The sequence below is a fragment of the Kineococcus sp. R86509 genome (assembly GCF_042466365.1).
Lineage (GTDB): Bacteria > Actinomycetota > Actinomycetes > Actinomycetales > Kineococcaceae > Kineococcus.
Genome location: NZ_JAXHCE010000001.1, coordinates 2,696,248 through 2,713,860 on the forward strand (window position 1 = coordinate 2,696,248; position 17,613 = coordinate 2,713,860).

Genomic DNA, 17,613 nt, shown 5'->3' on the forward strand with positions numbered 1-17,613 from the left:
GAAGCGAGGTCCTCGCGCCCGGCTGCGACATGCTGGCGCGATGAGGTGGCCACGCCGACACACCCAACCCCTCGAGACGACCACGCTGCCCGCCGGCGTAGTCCACCTCGCCCGCCGGCTACCGAACCCGCAGGAGCTGCGCCAGCACTGCCAGGGCCTAGCAATGCTGGACGCGATCCAGGCCGAGGACCCCGCCGACCGCTACTACTCCTTCGACACCTTCTGGAGCCCCACCGAACAACTGGCGTCGATGGACGACGGCTCCGGCAACTCCTGGTCGATCACCTTCACCCCCGACGGGGCGTGGCTGCGCGGCTTCGATCACGAGAGCCCGATGAGCCCTTACGGCGAACCCTTCGACCTCGACTGGCTCGCCGCCGTCCCTCAGCCGCTGCGCGGTACCGCTGCTGAAGTGGCCTTCACCGACGGGGACCTACCGCTGCTCACCCTGGCCTGCTGGTGGCTACACCTCGCACAGGACGAGGAGACGGGCCCTCACCCGGGATCCGAGCAGCGCTGGCACCCGGTGCAGCTGCGCAGCAGCGTCCCCGCCGACCTCAACGACGGCAGCGGGTGGCTGTTGAGCGAGCTCGACGCCGACCCCGACGCCTACCGCAGCTTCGCCGCGGACTACTACGAGACCGAACTCGAGGGTGACGACATTGCTCACGTCCTCGCGCTGCGGCCACTGAGCGAGGAGCTGGTGAGCCGGCTCAACCCTCAACGGACGCTGGCGCAGCTCGGCGAGGACATCGTCTCGATCGGCTACCCGGCGCCCACCTGATCCGCGCCGGAACATCCGGTCATCCCGCGTTGTGCGCGCTGCCGCGGGCGGCCGGTGACCTCACTCATCTGCCGACGAGCGGACGGTCGCTGAGCACGACGATCACCTACATATCGTCGAAGAACAGGCAGCATTCGCACCCACCCCACGGCTCCAACTCTGCGCCTGTGCCGTTGCCGAACAAAGCCAGTGAAGATCATCAGTAGCTGCCTCAGGTAAGGCTCCCAGCAGGCAGGCTCGACGTCGTGGACTTCCTGCTACTGCTCGCCCTGACGTCGCTGCCCGCCGGGTGCATCGTCGTCCTGATCGCCTTCGTGCTCGCCGTGGCGACAGCACCTCGACGGCCGAGGGCGGTCTTGTCCGCGCTGGCCAGTGCCGTCCTCACAACCGTCTGGATCGCGGTCACCATCCAAGGAGGGATCCGCGCGGACGAGACCGGGACCAGCGAGAACGTCTTCTCCCACGTCGGGTGGTTGGCGGCGAGTCTCGCCCTCAGCGTCGTATCCCTTGTCCTCAACGCGCGCCACCGCCGCACCCACGCCGCTCCCGCGCCATCGAGCACCTGAGCCAGGGGACGTGCGACGCGAGGAGCTTCAGGCGCTGCGGTCCGCGTCGTCGACCGGTGGAGCCTCCGTCGCCGACCTGACTACCGACCTGGCTTGTGAGAGCGCCCACCGCGCGACGGCCTCGACCCCGGCGGCGAAGTCGTCCTCCCGGGGGCGGCCCAGGAAGCCGTGGACGGCGTCTGACAGCACGCGGTGCTCTACCGGCACCCCCGCCGCCGCCAAGCCGGCGGCGAACGCGGTGCTGGAGGCCCGCATCCCGTCACGTTCGGCGTCCAGCAACAGCACCGACGGGAAGCCGGCCAGCCGGTGCCCGCCAGGGAAGGCCGACGGGTCGCCCAGCCGGGCCAGGGAACCGGTGTAGTTGAGGTTCATCGCCGTCATCGGCCACCGGGTGTGGGTGAAACGGCGCCGACCGCGCACCAAAGACCGAAGCGCCAGCGGTCGCGAAGGCAAGCGGGCGTGGAAGAACCCGTAGGCCAAGACGACACCGTCCAGGCGCGGACTCCCGTCTTCGGCTGCTGCAGCCGCGGCGGCTACCGCGTTCCCGGCTGCCAAGCAGGCACCGGCGCTGGCTCCCCCCAGCAGCAACGGGCTGGTGCAGCTGGCCCGCACGTGCGCCAGGACCGCGGACACATCGTGGACCTGCCCGGGGAAGCGAGCCCGCAGCACACCACTGGCCGAGCGGGCCGGGAACGGCCACCGCGTCGACAGCAGCGGGGCGAGGGCGTAGTCGACGGTGATCACTCGCACGCCGCGTCCGGCCAGGGCTCGGGCAAAGGTGTCGGATTCCGGCTGGTCGAGGTGGCCGGCGAAGAACGCACCCCCGTGCAGCCACACCAGCGTCGGTGGGAGCGCGTCAGAGACGGCTGCGGGTGGTTCGTAGCAACGCGTCGTGACCGGCCCCCGTGGCCCGGTCACGACGGCATCGACGACGGAGGGGGCGGAGGGAGGCACCGGGGAACGCTACCGATGCGGCCACCCGGAGGAGACGGACGAAACGCACGATCATCCCGCGTTGTGCGCGGTCTCGGGCGGCCGGCGAGGTCGCGATCACGACGATGACCAGACGATCGGTAGACGTCGACAGCAGGCGTTCTCCCGCAGAAAGATCACGTCATGCCACGCCCTGGTGAGCCTGCGAAGCAAGCTCGAGGTGGCCTCACACGTCGAGAACACCGTCACGCGCCTGACCCGCAGGCGGGATCCGATCGGTATCGAGATCCTCCATCAGCCCCACGTCGACGTACTCGGGGTAAGTCTTCCGCCCGACTTCATCGAAGAGTTCCACCCGCCGACGCAGCACCAGACCAGGGCGTGATGTGTGCCCGAACGTCCACTCCAGCCGGGCATCAGGCCACTGCCCGAGCAGGCGGCCCTCCACGACGTCACGTCCATCCAGGGTGTGCCCCCCGGTCGAACCCAGCCAATGCGCACTCATGCTCCCGAACTCGGCCAGCACTCGCTGCAGGTAGGAGTCGACGTCCACCGGCCGCGACACCCTCGGCCAGCACCCCGAGCTGACATCCACGTCCTCCAACGCGGCCAGCGACACCTCCCGCCCACCGGGTCGCTGATCGCGCAGGACGGCGACACCGCCCTCCTTGTGGACCCGCCACGGCCAGAACCCAGCGCGCAACGGCGCGTACCCCCGCGTCACGTCGAACGCCACGTTCTCCCGCTCCTCGACCACCTCGGACGCGGCGGCAGGGTCGAGGGGCCCGGCGAGGAGGTCGACCGCGGCCTCCACGACACCCGGTGCCTCCGCGACCCCGTCGACCGCGGACACCACGGCGGGCAGGGTCTGCCCCCACGGCAGGTGCAGCCAGCGACTGCTCCAGCGCACCCACGAAACGTCCGGGAAATCAGTGGGTTCCGGTGTCCAGGGAGCACGTTCCAGCCGCACCCACACCGCCTCCGCAGTGGCGTAGACCTCCCCGACCCTGGCGTCGGTCTGCACCTGCGTGACGGTGCCACCGGGGGCTACGTGCAGCAGCTCGTCCCAGTCGTAGGGGGTCAACGGTTCGGGATCGCCCGGCCCAACCCGTTGAGGAAGTCCGGTCGGTCGCGCGCACCACGCCCCACCGGGCCCGGCCGCCGCCAGCAACGACGTCTTGGTCCAGGTCGCCTCCGGCGCGCCGTTCAGCCCGATGCGCAGGAGAGGACCACCCAACCCGTTCTCCTGCACCCACAGACCGTCATCGGCAGCGAGGATCCGCCGGAAGGCGCCCAGCTGCGGTGGGGCCGGCTCCTGCCCCCAGGACACCACCTGGCGGACCTGCCCGTCGTGGGGGTCCAGGACGATGGCGACCGGGTGCACCTCATCCACCACCCACAACCCCGACGTCAGCTCGAAGATCCGGTCCGCCTTCAGTCGCCGCATCCAGTGATCATGACGCGGCAGCAACGCGATCGGTAGACCATGCAGCTCCAAGACGACTTCACGGTCATCCCGCGGTGCGGGCGCACGGTCATCCCCGATCAGGTGTGACGCCCTCGTTGCTGTACACACCCCAGCACCTACCGTGGTGGACGTGACTGATCAGCAGCGCCGCAAGGGACCAAGCGCGAGGACCTTCTGGTTGCTCGGCATCGTCGGCGTGGCCCTAGCCGGCGCGTCCTTGATCCTGCTCATCCCCTCCCTCTTCCGGCCGGGGACACATGCCCCGGTCTGGCTCCTCGCCGGGCTCGCCGTACTCGTGGCGGTCTTCGCAGCAGGAGCGTGGCACTGGCGTCGTGAAGTAGTGCAGAGCTAGCCGTATTCCGGCTGCTGTCGCTGCAAGGCGACAGCGGAACGACCTCACGGTCATCCCGCGGTGGCTGCGCGCTACGACGGACCGAGGCCTGTCCGGTAGCACAAGTGCTACCTTCAGTCCATGACAGTCGTCGGTCTTCGCGAACTGCGCCAGCAAGCCTCCGACCTCGTCCGCCGCGTCGAAGCAGGCGAGGAGGTCACCATCACCGTGGCCGGCCGAGCCAGCGCCCGACTCGTACCCGCCAGCAACAGGTCCTGGCGCACCTGGACCGATGTCGAGGAACTGTTCTCCGGCCCCGCCGACCCGACCTGGGAGCAGGACCGCGACCTCATCGACTCCGAGGTCCGCGACCCCTGGGAACCGCGGTGAGGGCGGTCATGGACACCAGCGTCGTCATCGCCGGGGACATCGGCCCACTCCCCGGGGAACTGGCGATCAGCTCTGCGACCTTGGCCGAACTGCACTTCGGAGTCCTGGTCACGACCGACCCGGCAGTCCGCGCCGAACGCCTTCGCCGGCTGTCCCTCCTGCAGCGACGGTTCGACGCCCTCCCCCTGGACGAGGCCGTCGCCGCCAGCTACGGGCAACTGGCTGCCGCAGTCGCCGCCGCAGGACGGCAACCACGCGGTCGCACGATGGACCTGCTCATCGCCGCCACCGCCCACGCGCACGACGCTCGCCTCTACACCCGCAACGCAGCAGACCTCAAAGGGGCAGACGAACTCGTCGAGGTCATCGCCGTCTGACGGGCTCGTCACTGCGGCTGCGACGTCACGCACATCCCGCGTTGTGCGCGGGCGTGGACCGCTCTCCCCACCCCTGCCACACTGAGCCCGTGCCGTCCAGGTGGGCCGACGAACCACGTTGGACACGCCTCGCCGTCACCACTCTGGTGCTCCTGCTGGCCTGGGGGTGCCTGCAGCACCTCCTCGACTTCGCCACCGACGGCCCGCGCCCCTACACCGACGCCCCGACCTGGCTGGCCACCTACTGGAGCGCGCTGACCGCGCTGGATCCCCTGGCCGCGGTCCTGCTCGCCTTCCGCTTCCGCACCGGCGTCCTGCTGGCCCCGACCATCCTGCTCACCGACGTCGCGGCCAACGGCTACGCCATCCACGTCCTGGACCTGGGTGGGTCGCTGGCACCGATCGGCCAAGCCGTCGTCAGCTTCCTGGCCCTGGCCAGTGCAGCCCTGGCCCTGCACCTGCTCCGTCCGGCCTCCTCGAGATCGGACGTCCGGTGAGGTGACTCGGAGGCAGTTCGCGGCAGTTCGCGGCCACCGACCCGACGGTCCTGCTGAGGTGCGGATGCCGCTGGACACCCCACGACGATCGCCACCAGGGCATGCTGGACGCCGTGAAGACGTGGAAGAAGTTCGTGATCGTCGGCTTCCTCGCGGGCCTGGTCCTGCAGATCGTCGGCATCTACAACGACACCACGCCGCTACGTCTCATCGGGGCCGCGCTACCTCTCGCGGCCTTGGCGCTGGGGCTCGTTGTGGAGAACCGTCGAAAGAGCGAGCCACGCCCCGACTGATGCGCTCGGTCTGCCGCTGTCGTAGACGCCGATGACGACGCCCTCACCGCACCTGGCTCACGCGACGGTGCCTGGACTTGCGCACCGCGGTGATCGAGACGTTGATGACCGTGTCCAGGAAGGACGCCGGCGCGAAGCACTGGACTCCCTGGGCCCACACGTCCTGCAGGTCCGCGGTGAACAGCACCACGACGTAGACCACCCACACCGGTGTCGACGTCCACGACGGAAGTGTGCCCACTCGTCGAGCCGCCGGGTGACCGAGTGCGGATCCGCGTCGCCGTGAACGGTCCGGGAATCCGTGGTGGTAGTGGCGTTCCGGGAACTTCCGCGGAGCCGAACTCCTCCGTGACGTCGTGACCACCGGTACCGTCCGGAGTTTGCTGGGAAGGACCCGATGGTTCCCTGGAACCTTCGCGTGCGGTTCCGGTGGGGGCCCCGAACGGGACCGGCGGCGAAACTCCCGACCACACCCCGCGAACGCCGGCGGATCACTAGTGTGTGCTTGGACGAACGGAGTGGGGGAACCGGTGGATCGCGAGGTGGTGGGTCGACAGGGGCGGGTCACCGTCCGCATCCGCGGCGCGGGCCGGCCGGGAGAGGTGACCGTCGAGGTCCGCGGCGCCAGTGAGAGTTTCATCGCCTACTGCGACGGCGAGGTCCAACTCGGTGAGGCCGTCCTGGTGGCCGCCAGCCGAGGCGACCGCGCCGTCGAGGTCTACCCCGTCAACCACCTACGAGTGCCGCCGCGCAACCCGCCGGCCGAGGAGATCTGAACGATGTTCGGGTACCGCATCCCGCAGCCGGACGAGGCGCTGCTGATCTCCGGCCGCCGCGCCCGCGACGGTGGAGAAACCCCCTTCCGGATCGTCACCGGCCACGGTGTCTTCGTGGTCCCCGTCCTGCGTCGCGCCAGCACGCTGACCCTGGCGATGCAGGAGGCGGAGGTCGACGAGGACTGCTACACGACGCAGGGTCTGGCCGTCCACGTCCGCGCGGTGATCGCGTTCAAGGTCGGCGACGACCCGGAGAGCATCACCAAGTCCGCGCGGCGTTTCCGCCGCGACCAGCGACAGATGCCGGCCCTGGTCGGTCGGATCTTCTCCGGGCACCTGCGTTCCATCGTCGGGAGCATGACGGTGGAGAGCATCATCCGCGACCAACAGGCGCTGGCGGAGAACATCATGAGCGCCTCCAAACCCGAACTGGCCCGGATCGGCCTGATCGTCGACTCGCTGCAGATCAGCCAGATCGACGACAAGGACGCCGGGTACATCGCCGCGCTGGCGAAACCCCACCAGGCGGAGGTCAACAAGGCCGCGGCCGTCGCGGCGGCGCGGGCGGCGCAGCAGGCGGCTGCGGCGGAGCAGGAGAGCGCGCGCAACCAGGCCGAGTACGCCCGCCAGACCGCGATCGTGCGCGCCCAGTACCAGGCCGAGGTCGACGCCGAGCAGCGCAAGGCCGCCGCCGCCGGCCCGCTCGCCGACGCCACGGCCCAGCAGGCGGTCATCGAGGCCCAGCAGGAGGTCGCCCGCCGCAACGGTGAACTCCGGCGGGAACAGTTGACGGCCGAGGTCGTCCGGCCCGCCGAGGCGGAGGCCGCCCGGGTCCGGATCGCCGCGGAGGCGGACGCCGACGCGATCCGCCGCCGCGCCGAGGCCGCGGCCAGCAGCGACCGGATCGCCCTGGAACAACGGCTCATCGAGTTGCTGCCCGAGATGGTCCGCGCGGCCGGCGCCGGTCTGGGCGGTGCGAACGTCACCGTCCTCAACGGCGCGACCGGGCTGAACGAGGTCGTCGCGCAACTGGCCGGCCAGGGTTCCGCGGTGTTGCGGTCGGTGCTCGAGGGTTTCGAGTTCAGCGACCGCGCGAAGGACGGGTCCCGCGAGGAGGCTGAACCCCGCACCCGGGCCCAGCTCGAGCCGTGACGACCCGGGCGGAACGCGCCGGGTCCTAGCGGGTCGTCCCCCGAGGCGCGAACGTGTGGTGCACGAACTGCTGCCGATCCTCCGCACCGAGCGCCGCACCCGTCGACCACCGCAGGGCCGCGTCCACGCTCACCTGCGCGACGACCTCCGGGTCCAGCACCACCGTCGACAGGGCGGGGGCGGTGAACTCCGCGACGGACAACCCGTCGATGCCGAGCACCTGGGTCTGGTCGGGAACGCCGATCCCCCGCTCGGCGAGGGCGGCGAGGGCGCCGATGGCGATCGGGTCGTTCCAGCCCACGACCACGTCGGGAACGCCGCGCCGCAGGACCTCGTGGGTGGCGCGGTGTCCGTCGCGGTACCCCGGGCCACCGGCGGGGTGCGTCACGGCGTGCAGGCCCGCACGGGCCAGGGCCTCCAGGACGATCTCGGTGCGGCGGTCGGGCCCGGCCCAGGCGTTCAAGACCACCGCGTGCCCCGACCCGCTCGCGCGCAGGTGCGCGGCCGCGGCGGCCAGCGCCGTCGTGGGGTCCGGGGTGATCCGCGCCCCGGTGGTGGGCAGAGGGTCGCCGGGCGCACCGACCCAGACGGTGGGGACGTCGGAGAGGACGTCGGTCCAGCTCTCGTGGCGGCCGAGGTAGGCGATGACGGCGTCGACCTGTCGGGTCAGACCGGTCAGCAGCCGGACGGGGTTCTGCGACGACGCGACGTCGACCAGGACGACGTCGTGACCCGCCTGACCGGCCCGGCGCATCGTCGCCGCGGCCAGGGGTGCGTAGAACGGGTCGGTCAGGTCGCTGACGGCGACGCCCAGGGCGTCGTGACGGCCGCGGGCCATCGCCCGTCCCGACCGGGACGGGCGGTAGTCCAGCTCCGCGGCCGCGCGCAGCACGCGCTCCTTGGTGACGGCGCTGATGCCGGTCATGTCGTTCACGGCGCGGGTGACCGTCTGCCGGGACACGCCTGCCGCCCGCGCGACGTCGTCGATGGTCGTGGCGCTCAGGCGTGGGCGTGGTCGTCGTGCTCTCGAGGTGCCGGCGCCGTCCACGTCGCGATCATCGTCCCGACCGGGCTGACGGGAGCGCCGGGGTCGGCGGATCGACGGTCACCACGCGACGAGGTCGGCGGCGCGCACCAGGGTGCCAGGTGCACGCCCCGGGAGGCGTCGGGTGTGCCAGGGTGGAGGTTCGTCGACGCAGAGGAGCAACTCGTGGTCCTGGCTACGGTCATCGCTGTCGGTGTCGTGCTGGTGGCTCTCGTCGTCCTGCTGGTCCTGCGTGATCGCGGCCGGGACCGCTCGGCCCGCCGGCAGCCGGAGCGCGGTGACTTCGACCGCGCCACCTCCGAGGGGGTCGCGACCTACCGCCACGAGCAGTTCCCCAGCTCCTGACCCCTCACCGGCGCTGATCGGCGAGGCCACCGGACGGCGCCCGTGAACGAGTCGGCGGACGCGCAGCCACGGTCGTTGCGGGAGTGCCGCGGGTACGGGCGGCTGTGGTCCGCCGGGGTGACCTCGGCGTTCGGCTCCTACATCACGGCGCTGGCGATCCAGGTCCTCGTCGTGGAGACCCTCCACGGCAGCAGCGCCGCGGTCGGCCTCGTCAACGCCGCCCGGTGGTTGCCCTACCTGGTCGTCGGTCTGCTCGTCGGGGTCCTGGTGGACCGGGTGCGGCGGCGCCCGCTGATGGTCGCCACCGACCTGGCCTGCGCGCTGGTCCTGACGTCGATCCCCGTGCTCGCGGTGACCGGGCACCTCGACCTGGGCCGCCTCGTCGCGGCGATGGTCGTGTTCGGGACGGCGACCCTGGTCGGCGACGCCGCGTCCCAGTCCTTCCTGCCCCGGGTCGTCCCCCGCCCGCTGCTGGGCGCGGCCCACGCGCGCATCGACCAGGCCGACGCGGTCGCGCAAGGGAGCGGTCCCGCCGTGGCCGGCGTCGTGGTGTCCCTGCTCGGGTCGGCGTCGGCCGTCCTCGTCGACGCGGTGAGCTACCTCGGCTCGGCGGTCCTGGTGGCGACCGTCCAGGTCACCGAACCCGTCGCCCCGGAAGCGACACCGCGGCAGGGCGACGGCCTGCGGGGCGGGGCGCGCGGTGTCGTGACCGACGTCGCGGAGGGCCTGCGGTGGGTCTACCGGCACCCGACGCTGCGGCCGTTCGCGATCTCGACGCACCTGTGGTTCGCGGGCTCGGCCGTGGCCGGGGCGGTGCTCGCGCCGATGGCCCTGCGCGACCTGGGCCTGAGCGCGGCCACGCTCGGGCTGGCGACGACGGCCGCGGGCCTGGGGGCGCTGGCGGGGGCGACGGTCGCGGTCCGCCTGGGCCGACGCTGGGGGGCGGGGCGGGTGATCATCGCGACCCAGGCGGGGACGGGACTGGCGTGGGCGGTCATGGCGCTCGCCCCTTCGGTGGCGCCCGCCGGTGGCGGCGACGGACCGTGGGCCGGCGGGATCGCCTGGGGCGTGTTCGCGCTCGGACAGCTGTTCCTGGGGTTGTGCATGGGCGCGTCGAACGCGAACGAGATGAGCTACCGCCAGGTCGTGACCCCGGACCGGTTGCAGGGTCGGATGAACACCACGATGCGTTCGTTCAACCGGGCCGCGGTGGTGGTCGCGGCGCCGTTGGGTGGTCTGCTCGGCGACGCGGCCGGCTACCCGGTCGCGCTCGTCGTCGCGGCTGCGGTGGTCATCGGCACGGCTGCGGTGATGACCACCTCCGCGCTGCGCGGTGCCCGACTCGACGACGAGCACGTGGTGGCGGGCACCGCGTGACGCCACGCCACGAAGGGTTGCGGGTCGCGAGCGCCACCCGGGACGCCGCTCTGCCGCCGGACGCGGCCGGCCCTGGGTCACGGTTCCGCCCGCGGGACGTCGGCCACGGTCCGGCGACGGCTCGGAATCGGTGCGGGCGGCTCCGGACCGTCGGAACGACTGGCTCCAGGGTGCCCTGCGAGCTCCAGATCACCTTCGGGGGTGTCGATGCAGCGCCGACGGACAACTGCACCCAGCGTGAGGAACCCTCCATGTTCTCTGCCCAGCGGCTTCGCGCAGAATCGGCCGAACTGGCTCGAGACGAAGCCCTGGCCGACCTCAGCGCTACGGCTCAGGTGCTGAAGGCCGTGTCGACGACCTCGTCCGCCGGTGAGGCCGTGGGGCGCGCGCTGGACTCGGTGCGGGAGGCCTTCGGGTGGGAGTACGGCTCGTACTGGGCCATCGATCCCACCGCCGGCGTGCTGAGGTTCGTGCAGGAGTCCGGCACGGCCGGGCAGGAGTTCCGCGAGGTGACCCTGGCGGCGTCCTTCGCCGAGGGGGTGGGACTGTCCGGACGGGCGTGGAAGACCCGTGACCTCGTCTTCGTGGCCGACCTGGGCACCATGACGGACTGCGTGCGCGCCCCTGCCGCCCAACGTGCGGGGGTCAAGTCCGGAGTCTGCCTGCCACTCCTGGTGGACGGTCGCGTGGTGGGCACGATGGACTTCTTCTCCACCTCCACCCTGACGCTCACCCCGGAACGACGTGACGCGCTGCGGAACACCGCTTTCCTGGTCGTCAAGTCGATGGAGCGCGTCCTGGAGTCGGGCAAGCTCAGCGCGGCCGGTGCACGCTTGATCGCTTCCATCAACGACGTGGAGCACAACGTCGTCCAGGCCACGGCGATCGCCGCGGATGCTGCGCGCCTGTCGGCCGAGGCGAACGGGAGCGTCGACCGGCTCTCCTCCTCGTCGGTGCAGATCAGCAACGTCGTCAAGGCCATCACCTCCATCGCCGAGCAGACGAACCTGCTGGCGCTGAACGCGACCATCGAGGCGGCCCGGGCCGGGGAGATGGGGAAGGGCTTCGCCGTCGTGGCCGGGGAGGTCAAGGAGCTGGCCCAGCAGACTGCCCGCGCCACCGAGCAAGCGATCCAGCAGGTGCGGGCGATCCAGGAGGACGCCAGCGAAGTGGTGATCGCCCTGTCGGGCATCGACGCCGTGGTGGCGCAGATCAACGACACCCAGAGCCTGATCAGCGGCGTCCTGACGCAGCAGAGTGCGCTGACCCACGAACTGCTCAACTGAACCAGGGGCCACGGTCACGCACGAGACGTGGACGAGGGACGGGACGCGACAGCTGTCGTGGGGGCCGGACGGTGTATCGGAGAAGCCGAGAGGCGCCCCGGTGTCCCGGTGGACCACGGCGAGACGCCGACGCGCTGGGTCGGGGAGCACGCCGAGGTCGGTCCCCGGCCTGCCGACCGAGGACTGCGTCGATCGCTCGGGGTGGACCAGGTGTCGGCCGCCGCGCACGACGGCGACCACACTCGTGCCGAGACCGCGTCCTTCGACGAGGTGCAGGACGAGTTCGAGGCGTGGGGCGCGAACGCTGCTGTGTCCCGCCGACGCGTGCTCGGAAACCGTTCAGTTCTCCCCTGCGACCGCCGATCTCCTACGAGTCACGCAGACGTCCTCGAGCATCGGGGAGGCCGTGACGGCCCGGGCTCGACCCGGCGCGAGGAGGGTCGGCACATGCCGCGACTGCGTTGGACGATCGGCAAGCGACTGGCAGCAGGTTTCGTCATCGCCGCCCTCCTCCTCATGGCCGTGGGCGGGGTGTCTTACCGCAGCTCGGGCCAGTTGTCGAAGAACGAGGCGGCGGTGAACCACACCTACGCCGTGCTGGCCGGGATCGACGCGGTCGGTGAGGACCTGAAGAACGCCGAGACGGGGCAGCGCGGCTTCGTCATCACCGGGGTCGACGACTACCTGCAGCCGTTCACCGCCGCCACCGCGGCGGTCGGTGGGCACCTGGACACCGTCGCCGAGCTGACGAAGGACAACCCGGCGCAGCAGCAGCGGATCGCCACGCTGCGCCCGCTGATCCAGGCGAAGATCACCGAGATGCAGCAGACCATCGACCTGCGCAGGGCGCAGGGCTTCCCCGCCGCCCAGGCGGTCGTCCTGACCAACGCGGGCAAGACGGTCATGGACCAGATCCGCGCCCTGACCACCCAGATGAGCGACGACGAGGACAGCCTGCTCACCGTGCGGGCCGCGGCCTCGGCCAGTGCGCACGCCACGATCGAGCGCACCGTCATCGGTGGCACGGTCCTGGGCCTCATCGCCTTCCTGGTCATCAACGTCGTCGTGACGCGCAGCATCGTGGTGCCGCTGCGGGGGGTCAACACCCGCCTCGCGGGCATCGCCGACGGCGAGGGGGACCTGACCCAGCGTCTGCCCGAGGACCGCGCCGACGAGTTCCAGGACACCGCCACGGCCTTCAACCGCTTCGTCGCCAAGGTGCAGGCCACCGTGCGGGAGACCGCGCAGGCGGCGGAGGACCTGACCGCGGCCACCGGCGGGTTGCAGGCCACGGCGGCGCGGATCGAGGCGGCGTCGGAGGTCGTGACGGGCCGGGTCTCCTCCGTCTCCGCCGCCGCCGGGCAGACGTCGGCGAACGTGCAGTCCGTGGCGGCCGGCGCGGAGGAGATGGGCGTCTCCATCGAGGAGATCGCCTCGAACACCACGCAGGCCGCCGGGGTGGCCGGGGAGGCCGTGGCCCTGGCGGACACGAGCACCCGCATCGTCACCGCGCTCGGGGAGTCCTCGCGTCAGATCAGCGACGTCGTCAAGGTCATCACCGCGATCGCGGAGCAGACGAACCTGCTGGCGCTGAACGCGACCATCGAGGCGGCGCGGGCGGGTGAGATGGGCAAGGGGTTCGCGGTCGTGGCCAGCGAGGTGAAGGAACTGGCGCAGGAGACCGCCCGCGCCACCGGGGACATCACCGGGCGCGTCGCGACCATCCAGCAGGACACCGACCGGGCGGTGGAGGCGATCGGCGGGATCAGCGAGATCATCTCGCGGATCAACGCCTTCCAGACCACCATCGCCGCCGCGGTGGAGGAGCAGTCGGCGACGACGCGGGAGATGTCGCGCAGCGTCGCCGAGGCCGCCACGGGGTCCTCGCAGATCGCGGTCACCATCGAGACGGTCGCGTCCGCGGTGCAGGAGACCAGCGCCGGGGTGCGCTCCACCCGCGAGGCCTCCGAGGACCTGGCCGGGATGGCGGAGCGCCTGAAGACCGTGGTCGGCCGCTTCCGCTACTGACGGTCCGCCGACGCGCGGACCGCTGCGCCTCGGCGTGCCGACTGTCGTCCTGCGGTGGTGGAGCACGAGGCAGTCGTCCGCACGCGGCCGATGAACGCGACCGTGGGGCTCGGTCTGCTGCGCGGGGTGGAGTGCGGCGCCGAGGGTTGCCGAGGACCCGTTCAGCGTGTTCCTGACGGGCTACGTCGCGGGATCGCTGCGCTGGTGGGGGGGCTGTGGTGGGCCTGCTGACCTCGGCGGCGGCGATGGTGCAGACGCTCGTGCCGGGTGTCGGCGCCGCCGCGGTGGCGTTGTGGCAGGTGCGTCCCTCGCCGTGAGGGGGCACGCTCCTCGCGATCGGATCACGGACCGGTGCGGTTGTCACGGAGGACACGTGAGTTGCCCGTGAACGATCCCCGGTCGAGGCCTGCCACGGCGGGTGTGGCAGCTCGCCGGCGTCCTGGAGACGAGCCGCAGGAGTCCTCCGTGCGCGCGCAGTGCGGGACGACCGTGACGTGGGTGCCGGCCCGCGTCAGGTCGCTGAAGACGCCGGCCCGTCCTTCACGAACGAGACCGCCGACGCCGCGACCTGGCGCACGCCGGGCAGATCCAGGGTCGTGGAGGTCGGAGCCAAGGCCGGTCCCCAGGACACCTCGAACCCCAGCTCGTCGTCGGTGGGCAACCCGAAGATGCGGACCGCGCAGGACAGGCGCCGCACGCGACCGTCGTCGGAGGTGTCGATGCGCTCACCCAGGGCCAGTCGCTGCGGCACGTGATCGAGGAAGGCGTGGACGAGGGGGTCGTTGAGCTGCCCCGGCCACACCGCCTCCAGGTCCCCTCGCACCCTGGCCTCCGCCTCGCTGCGCGGGGGAAGGACCTGGGGGATGAACGCGAGGTCCGCGCGGGCCACCAACCAGGCGGTGAGGCGGTCGGGGTGGGCGAAGACGCAGCGCAGCCCGATGACGATGCCAGGTACTCGGGCCAGGACCACCGGCCCGTGGACGACGGCTCCCAGGCTGCGCCAGGTCTGGTCGGAGTCCTCGATCTGCCACGGCTTCCACGGCTGCTCCCACGGTTGCGGGTACTCGCTCGTCATCCCAGCCTCACCACGTGCCCAGCCAGCTGGTCGAGGTTCTCCATGACCAGCACGGTCGTGGTCATCGGGGCTCCCACCTCGGGCCAGCCGGCTTCCAGAGGTAGACGTCCGTCGGCGGGTAGGTCCGGCCACCACACGTCGAGGTCGTGGACGTAGGCCGGGGTGCCCGGGTCATGCTCGGAGTGACCGCGGGCAGTGTGGGACGTGCTGCTGTGGTGGTGCTCCAGGCGCAGCCAGAGCTCGCCGTCTGGTCGAGTTCCGGCGGCCGAGGCGGGCACGCTCAAGCGGGGTGAGCTGTGCGGGCGTGAGGGGAGGTTCCGTCGACCACCGCGGCCGCTGCGGGGGTGGGTGTCGGATTCGTAGGCGTCCCGGGCGGCCTGGCCGATGGCCTTGACCTCGACGGAGAGCAGCAGGCCTTCGTAGTAGGCGAAGACGCAGCGCAGGCCGATGCCGATGCCTGGTCCCGCGCTGAGGACGCACGGGCCGTGGGCGAGGGCTCCCATGCCCTCGGTGAAGGGGTAGGACACGTCGCTGGTCACCTGCTCAGAGTGCCGTAGATCGAGGATCTGGTCATCAGCGGCACGGCACGATCGTGCTGCTGACCAACGGTCTCGCGCAGTTCGCCGGACGCACGCACTCCGCGGGATGACCGTGCGGTTGCGAAGTCGTCGAGCCCTCCGGCCCGCCGTGACGCCTTCGACTCGTACCTGGCCACCCTCGAACTCCCCGAACTCCTCGCCGCCCGAGCCCGCGGCGGTCACTGAGCACCGCCGGGTGCCGCACCTGGATGGCAGCGGACCCTCGAGTGCGTCTTCGTCGGCGGGGGCACGATGACCTGGGACGAAGGAGAGGGCGCATGTTCACTGCGGTGTCAGCGGGGTGGGGCTTGCTGGTCGTCGCCATCCTGATGGCCGTGGTCGTGTCGATGACGAAGAACGGCACCTTGAGCCTCGAGGGCGGGATCGGTCTACGTACCCCCGCGACGCAGCACTGCGACGAATGCTGGATCGCTGGTCACCGGGCCGCGTTGCCCGTCATGCGCTGGGTGGCCCCGGTGGCTGTCGTCGTCGCGGTCGCGGCTGTGCTGCTCGTCGTCCTTCTGCCGCTGCGTGGAGATGCTCCCGAAGTGGTGGCCGGCGTGGTCGACGGGGTGGGGTACGTGCTGGTCGTGGGGTTGGCGTTGTGGGCGGCCCGCTGGGCGGATCGCGCCGCACTGTGGGTGCACTCCTGAGGCGAGCGAGTCAGGTCAGGTTGAACGCGGTAGAGGAGTTTTCAGCGATCGTGCGGCCTTCAGGCAGATGAGTGACGTCGTCTGCAGCTCAGGAACGCGTTCACCGCGGGATGACCGTGAAGTCGTCGACGCTCTCGATCGGAGTGCTCCGGGTGCGGGCGCCCACTGCTCCGACCGGGGTCGGCACAGGGATTGGCCCCCTCCGGGTGCCGGTCATCGAGCAGACTCGAAGCGTGCGCCGCGTCCTCCTCCTGACCGCCCTGCTGGTGGCGATCACCGCCTGCAGCTCCCCGACCGACCCCGTACGAACCTCCACCGCAGGCCAGAGCAAGCCCGAGACGCCGACGGTGAGCTCGGACTCCTCCTGGGTCGACGACCCCGGTCCGGCGTGCGAACCGCCGGAGGACGCCGCGGAGGGCGACGCCTGGTTGTGCGTGGAGGAGACCACGCCCGACCCGCAAGCCGAGCAAGAGCGCCTTGCGGCCCTGGCGCAGGAGACAGCAGGGTGGTCGGACGAGGGCGCGCAACGGGCCGACGACGAACGGCTGCGGCAGGTGATGGCCGAGTACGAGGCCGAACACCCCGAGCTCACTGCCGAGGACGACGCGCTGGCGGCGTCCGGGGATCTGCCGGCGGATCGCGGATCGCTGCTGATCCGCACCGACTTCACCCACCAGCCCCGGTGGGAGGCGCTGCTGAACGCGGTGCACACGCCGAGTCCGGACGGGTTCGTGCCCTACCTGAGCACGGTCGAGCACCAGCGGTGGGCCGGGGCGTCCGTCGCCGACCTGGCTGCCGCTGCCCCGCCGTACGTGCTGCTCGTGCTCGCCGACGCGACGACGCTTTCCTCACCGGAGATGCCGCTGCTGGTGCTTGAGGTCCGCGACGGTGCGGTCCGGGAGTTGCGTGTGGCTCCGCAGGCTCTGGCGTCGGTGGAGAACAACCTGTCCATCGCCAACATGGACTGGGAGGACTTCGCGGGTGCTGCTGATCCCGACGGCGTGTTCCGCGGTTTCGACTGATCGGCGGATGGTGCTGGGCGCGTGAGGCGCGGCAGCGACCCGATCACGCAGGACGAGGGATGACCGTGCGCCCGCAGCGCGCCACGACCGTGACGTCGTGAACGGCGCCGGGTCATGTGGATCCTGGTCAGGTTGGGAGGTAGGACGGCCAGTAGAAGGGCATGGTGACCTCGCTCGCCCCTCGACGGACGGTCGCCGGCTGAGGGGGGCTGACCCACGTGCAGGCCCACACCCGGCCCACCTGCAGCACCGGGGGATGGTGCCTGTCGGCCAGCACCACCTCGACTCCTGCGCCGTCGAGCAGTTCACCGACCAGCGACCACCACGTGGGTGTGCCGTCCCAGCGTCCACCGCCCCTGCCCTCCAGCGGTTCGCGACCGCTCCACGGCGTCCAGTCGGCCGCTTCTCCGGGGACGAGCAGCCCGGCCATCTCGTTGCGGTGGTGCTGGGCGTGGACCTGTCGCCAGTGCCCGTCGCTGCGCCACTGCAGTCGCCAGTTGGCGGGCAGCTCGAGGAACTTGATCGTCGTGCGGTCGTCGTGGTCCATCGAGGCCCTCCGCTGTCGGTGGCTGACGACGCTAGCTGCGGATCCTGACCGTGCGGCCATCGCCAGAAGCGTGAAGTCGTCGGCCGCCGA

General features: G+C 71.3%; 22 protein-coding genes. 15 read left to right on the forward strand and 7 right to left on the reverse strand.

The window, feature by feature from the left end; translation table 11 throughout:
• The first annotated feature begins 40 nt into the window (after window positions 1-40).
• Window positions 41-784: a hypothetical protein gene (locus tag SJY07_RS13245; protein WP_380159725.1), complete on the forward strand. Its 744-nt coding sequence runs from the start codon at window positions 41-43 to the stop codon at window positions 782-784.
• Between the two features lie 245 nt (window positions 785-1,029).
• On the forward strand, window positions 1,030-1,350 hold the full coding sequence (locus SJY07_RS13250) for a hypothetical protein (protein WP_380159727.1): 321 nt from the start codon (window positions 1,030-1,032) through the stop codon (window positions 1,348-1,350).
• A 27-nt stretch (window positions 1,351-1,377) separates the two neighbouring features.
• On the opposite strand, the gene SJY07_RS13255 is transcribed toward SJY07_RS13250, so the two are convergent.
• Together SJY07_RS13255 and SJY07_RS13260 are read right to left on the reverse strand one after the other, a co-directional pair.
• The gene (locus SJY07_RS13255; protein ID WP_380159729.1) at window positions 1,378-2,304 is read right to left on the reverse strand and encodes an alpha/beta hydrolase; all 927 of its coding nucleotides are present in this window, start codon (window positions 2,302-2,304) and stop codon (window positions 1,378-1,380) included.
• A gap of 205 nt (window positions 2,305-2,509) precedes the next feature.
• Window positions 2,510-3,730, reverse strand: coding sequence for a hypothetical protein (locus SJY07_RS13260; protein ID WP_380159731.1), 1,221 nt, complete (start codon window positions 3,728-3,730; stop codon window positions 2,510-2,512).
• Window positions 3,731-3,881: 151 nt separating this feature from the next.
• Between SJY07_RS13260 and SJY07_RS13265 the strand changes: the two genes are divergently transcribed.
• From SJY07_RS13265 to SJY07_RS13285, 5 genes are all read left to right on the forward strand, one after another.
• Window positions 3,882-4,103 (forward strand): hypothetical protein, encoded by a 222-nt coding sequence (locus tag SJY07_RS13265; RefSeq protein WP_380159733.1) that lies wholly within the window; start codon window positions 3,882-3,884, stop codon window positions 4,101-4,103.
• A gap of 120 nt (window positions 4,104-4,223) precedes the next feature.
• Entirely contained in the window at window positions 4,224-4,472 is a 249-nt protein-coding gene (locus tag SJY07_RS13270; protein WP_328293773.1) for a type II toxin-antitoxin system prevent-host-death family antitoxin, read from the forward strand.
• Between the two features lie 8 nt (window positions 4,473-4,480).
• Window positions 4,481-4,849, forward strand: coding sequence for a PIN domain-containing protein (locus SJY07_RS13275; RefSeq protein WP_380159735.1), 369 nt, complete (start codon window positions 4,481-4,483; stop codon window positions 4,847-4,849).
• A gap of 89 nt (window positions 4,850-4,938) precedes the next feature.
• Window positions 4,939-5,346, forward strand: a complete 408-nt coding sequence (locus SJY07_RS13280; RefSeq protein WP_380159737.1) for a hypothetical protein — start codon at window positions 4,939-4,941, stop codon at window positions 5,344-5,346.
• A gap of 101 nt (window positions 5,347-5,447) precedes the next feature.
• The gene (locus SJY07_RS13285; protein ID WP_380159739.1) at window positions 5,448-5,639 is read left to right on the forward strand and encodes a hypothetical protein; all 192 of its coding nucleotides are present in this window, start codon (window positions 5,448-5,450) and stop codon (window positions 5,637-5,639) included.
• A 43-nt stretch (window positions 5,640-5,682) separates the two neighbouring features.
• Here SJY07_RS13285 and SJY07_RS13290 read toward each other — a convergent pair whose 3' ends face one another.
• Window positions 5,683-5,841, reverse strand: a complete 159-nt coding sequence (locus SJY07_RS13290) for a hypothetical protein (RefSeq protein ID WP_380159741.1) — start codon at window positions 5,839-5,841, stop codon at window positions 5,683-5,685.
• Between the two features lie 340 nt (window positions 5,842-6,181).
• Between SJY07_RS13290 and SJY07_RS13295 the strand changes: the two genes are divergently transcribed.
• Both SJY07_RS13295 and SJY07_RS13300 read left to right on the forward strand, forming a co-directional pair.
• Entirely contained in the window at window positions 6,182-6,415 is a 234-nt protein-coding gene (locus SJY07_RS13295; protein ID WP_328293768.1) for a hypothetical protein, read from the forward strand.
• Window positions 6,416-6,418: 3 nt separating this feature from the next.
• A complete protein-coding gene (locus tag SJY07_RS13300; RefSeq protein WP_328293767.1) occupies window positions 6,419-7,567 on the forward strand; it encodes a flotillin family protein in 1,149 nt (382 codons plus the stop codon).
• A gap of 25 nt (window positions 7,568-7,592) precedes the next feature.
• Here SJY07_RS13300 and SJY07_RS13305 read toward each other — a convergent pair whose 3' ends face one another.
• Window positions 7,593-8,615: a LacI family DNA-binding transcriptional regulator gene (locus tag SJY07_RS13305; RefSeq protein ID WP_380159744.1), complete on the reverse strand. Its 1,023-nt coding sequence runs from the start codon at window positions 8,613-8,615 to the stop codon at window positions 7,593-7,595.
• A gap of 162 nt (window positions 8,616-8,777) precedes the next feature.
• Here SJY07_RS13305 and SJY07_RS13310 point away from each other — a divergent pair, with 162 nt between their 5' ends.
• The 4 genes from SJY07_RS13310 to SJY07_RS13325 all read left to right on the forward strand — a co-directional run bounded on the left by SJY07_RS13310 (window position 8,778) and on the right by SJY07_RS13325 (window position 13,648).
• Window positions 8,778-8,957, forward strand: a complete 180-nt coding sequence (locus SJY07_RS13310; protein WP_380159746.1) for a hypothetical protein — start codon at window positions 8,778-8,780, stop codon at window positions 8,955-8,957.
• A 42-nt stretch (window positions 8,958-8,999) separates the two neighbouring features.
• A complete protein-coding gene (locus tag SJY07_RS13315; RefSeq protein WP_380159748.1) occupies window positions 9,000-10,334 on the forward strand; it encodes an MFS transporter in 1,335 nt (444 codons plus the stop codon).
• A 251-nt stretch (window positions 10,335-10,585) separates the two neighbouring features.
• On the forward strand, window positions 10,586-11,620 hold the full coding sequence (locus tag SJY07_RS13320; RefSeq protein ID WP_380159749.1) for a methyl-accepting chemotaxis protein: 1,035 nt from the start codon (window positions 10,586-10,588) through the stop codon (window positions 11,618-11,620).
• A 447-nt stretch (window positions 11,621-12,067) separates the two neighbouring features.
• A complete protein-coding gene (locus SJY07_RS13325) occupies window positions 12,068-13,648 on the forward strand; it encodes a methyl-accepting chemotaxis protein (protein ID WP_380159751.1) in 1,581 nt (526 codons plus the stop codon).
• 511 nt (window positions 13,649-14,159) lie between these two features.
• Here SJY07_RS13325 and SJY07_RS13330 read toward each other — a convergent pair.
• The gene (locus SJY07_RS13330) at window positions 14,160-14,723 is read right to left on the reverse strand and encodes a hypothetical protein (protein ID WP_328293760.1); all 564 of its coding nucleotides are present in this window, start codon (window positions 14,721-14,723) and stop codon (window positions 14,160-14,162) included.
• Window positions 14,720-15,262 (reverse strand): hypothetical protein, encoded by a 543-nt coding sequence (locus tag SJY07_RS13335; RefSeq protein ID WP_328293759.1) that lies wholly within the window; start codon window positions 15,260-15,262, stop codon window positions 14,720-14,722. The genes SJY07_RS13330 and SJY07_RS13335 overlap by 4 nt, the downstream gene beginning before the upstream one ends.
• Before the next feature lie 317 nt (window positions 15,263-15,579).
• On the opposite strand from SJY07_RS13335, the gene SJY07_RS13340 reads away from it, so the two are divergent.
• A complete protein-coding gene (locus SJY07_RS13340) occupies window positions 15,580-15,954 on the forward strand; it encodes a hypothetical protein (RefSeq protein WP_380159754.1) in 375 nt (124 codons plus the stop codon).
• 233 nt (window positions 15,955-16,187) lie between these two features.
• Window positions 16,188-16,976 carry a DUF6924 domain-containing protein gene (locus tag SJY07_RS13345; protein ID WP_380159756.1) on the forward strand — a complete coding sequence of 263 codons (789 nt, stop codon included), beginning with the start codon at window positions 16,188-16,190 and terminating at the stop codon, window positions 16,974-16,976.
• A gap of 127 nt (window positions 16,977-17,103) precedes the next feature.
• On the opposite strand, the gene SJY07_RS13350 is transcribed toward SJY07_RS13345, so the two are convergent.
• A complete protein-coding gene (locus SJY07_RS13350; RefSeq protein ID WP_380159758.1) occupies window positions 17,104-17,523 on the reverse strand; it encodes a hypothetical protein in 420 nt (139 codons plus the stop codon).
• Window positions 17,524-17,613: the final 90 nt, after the last annotated feature.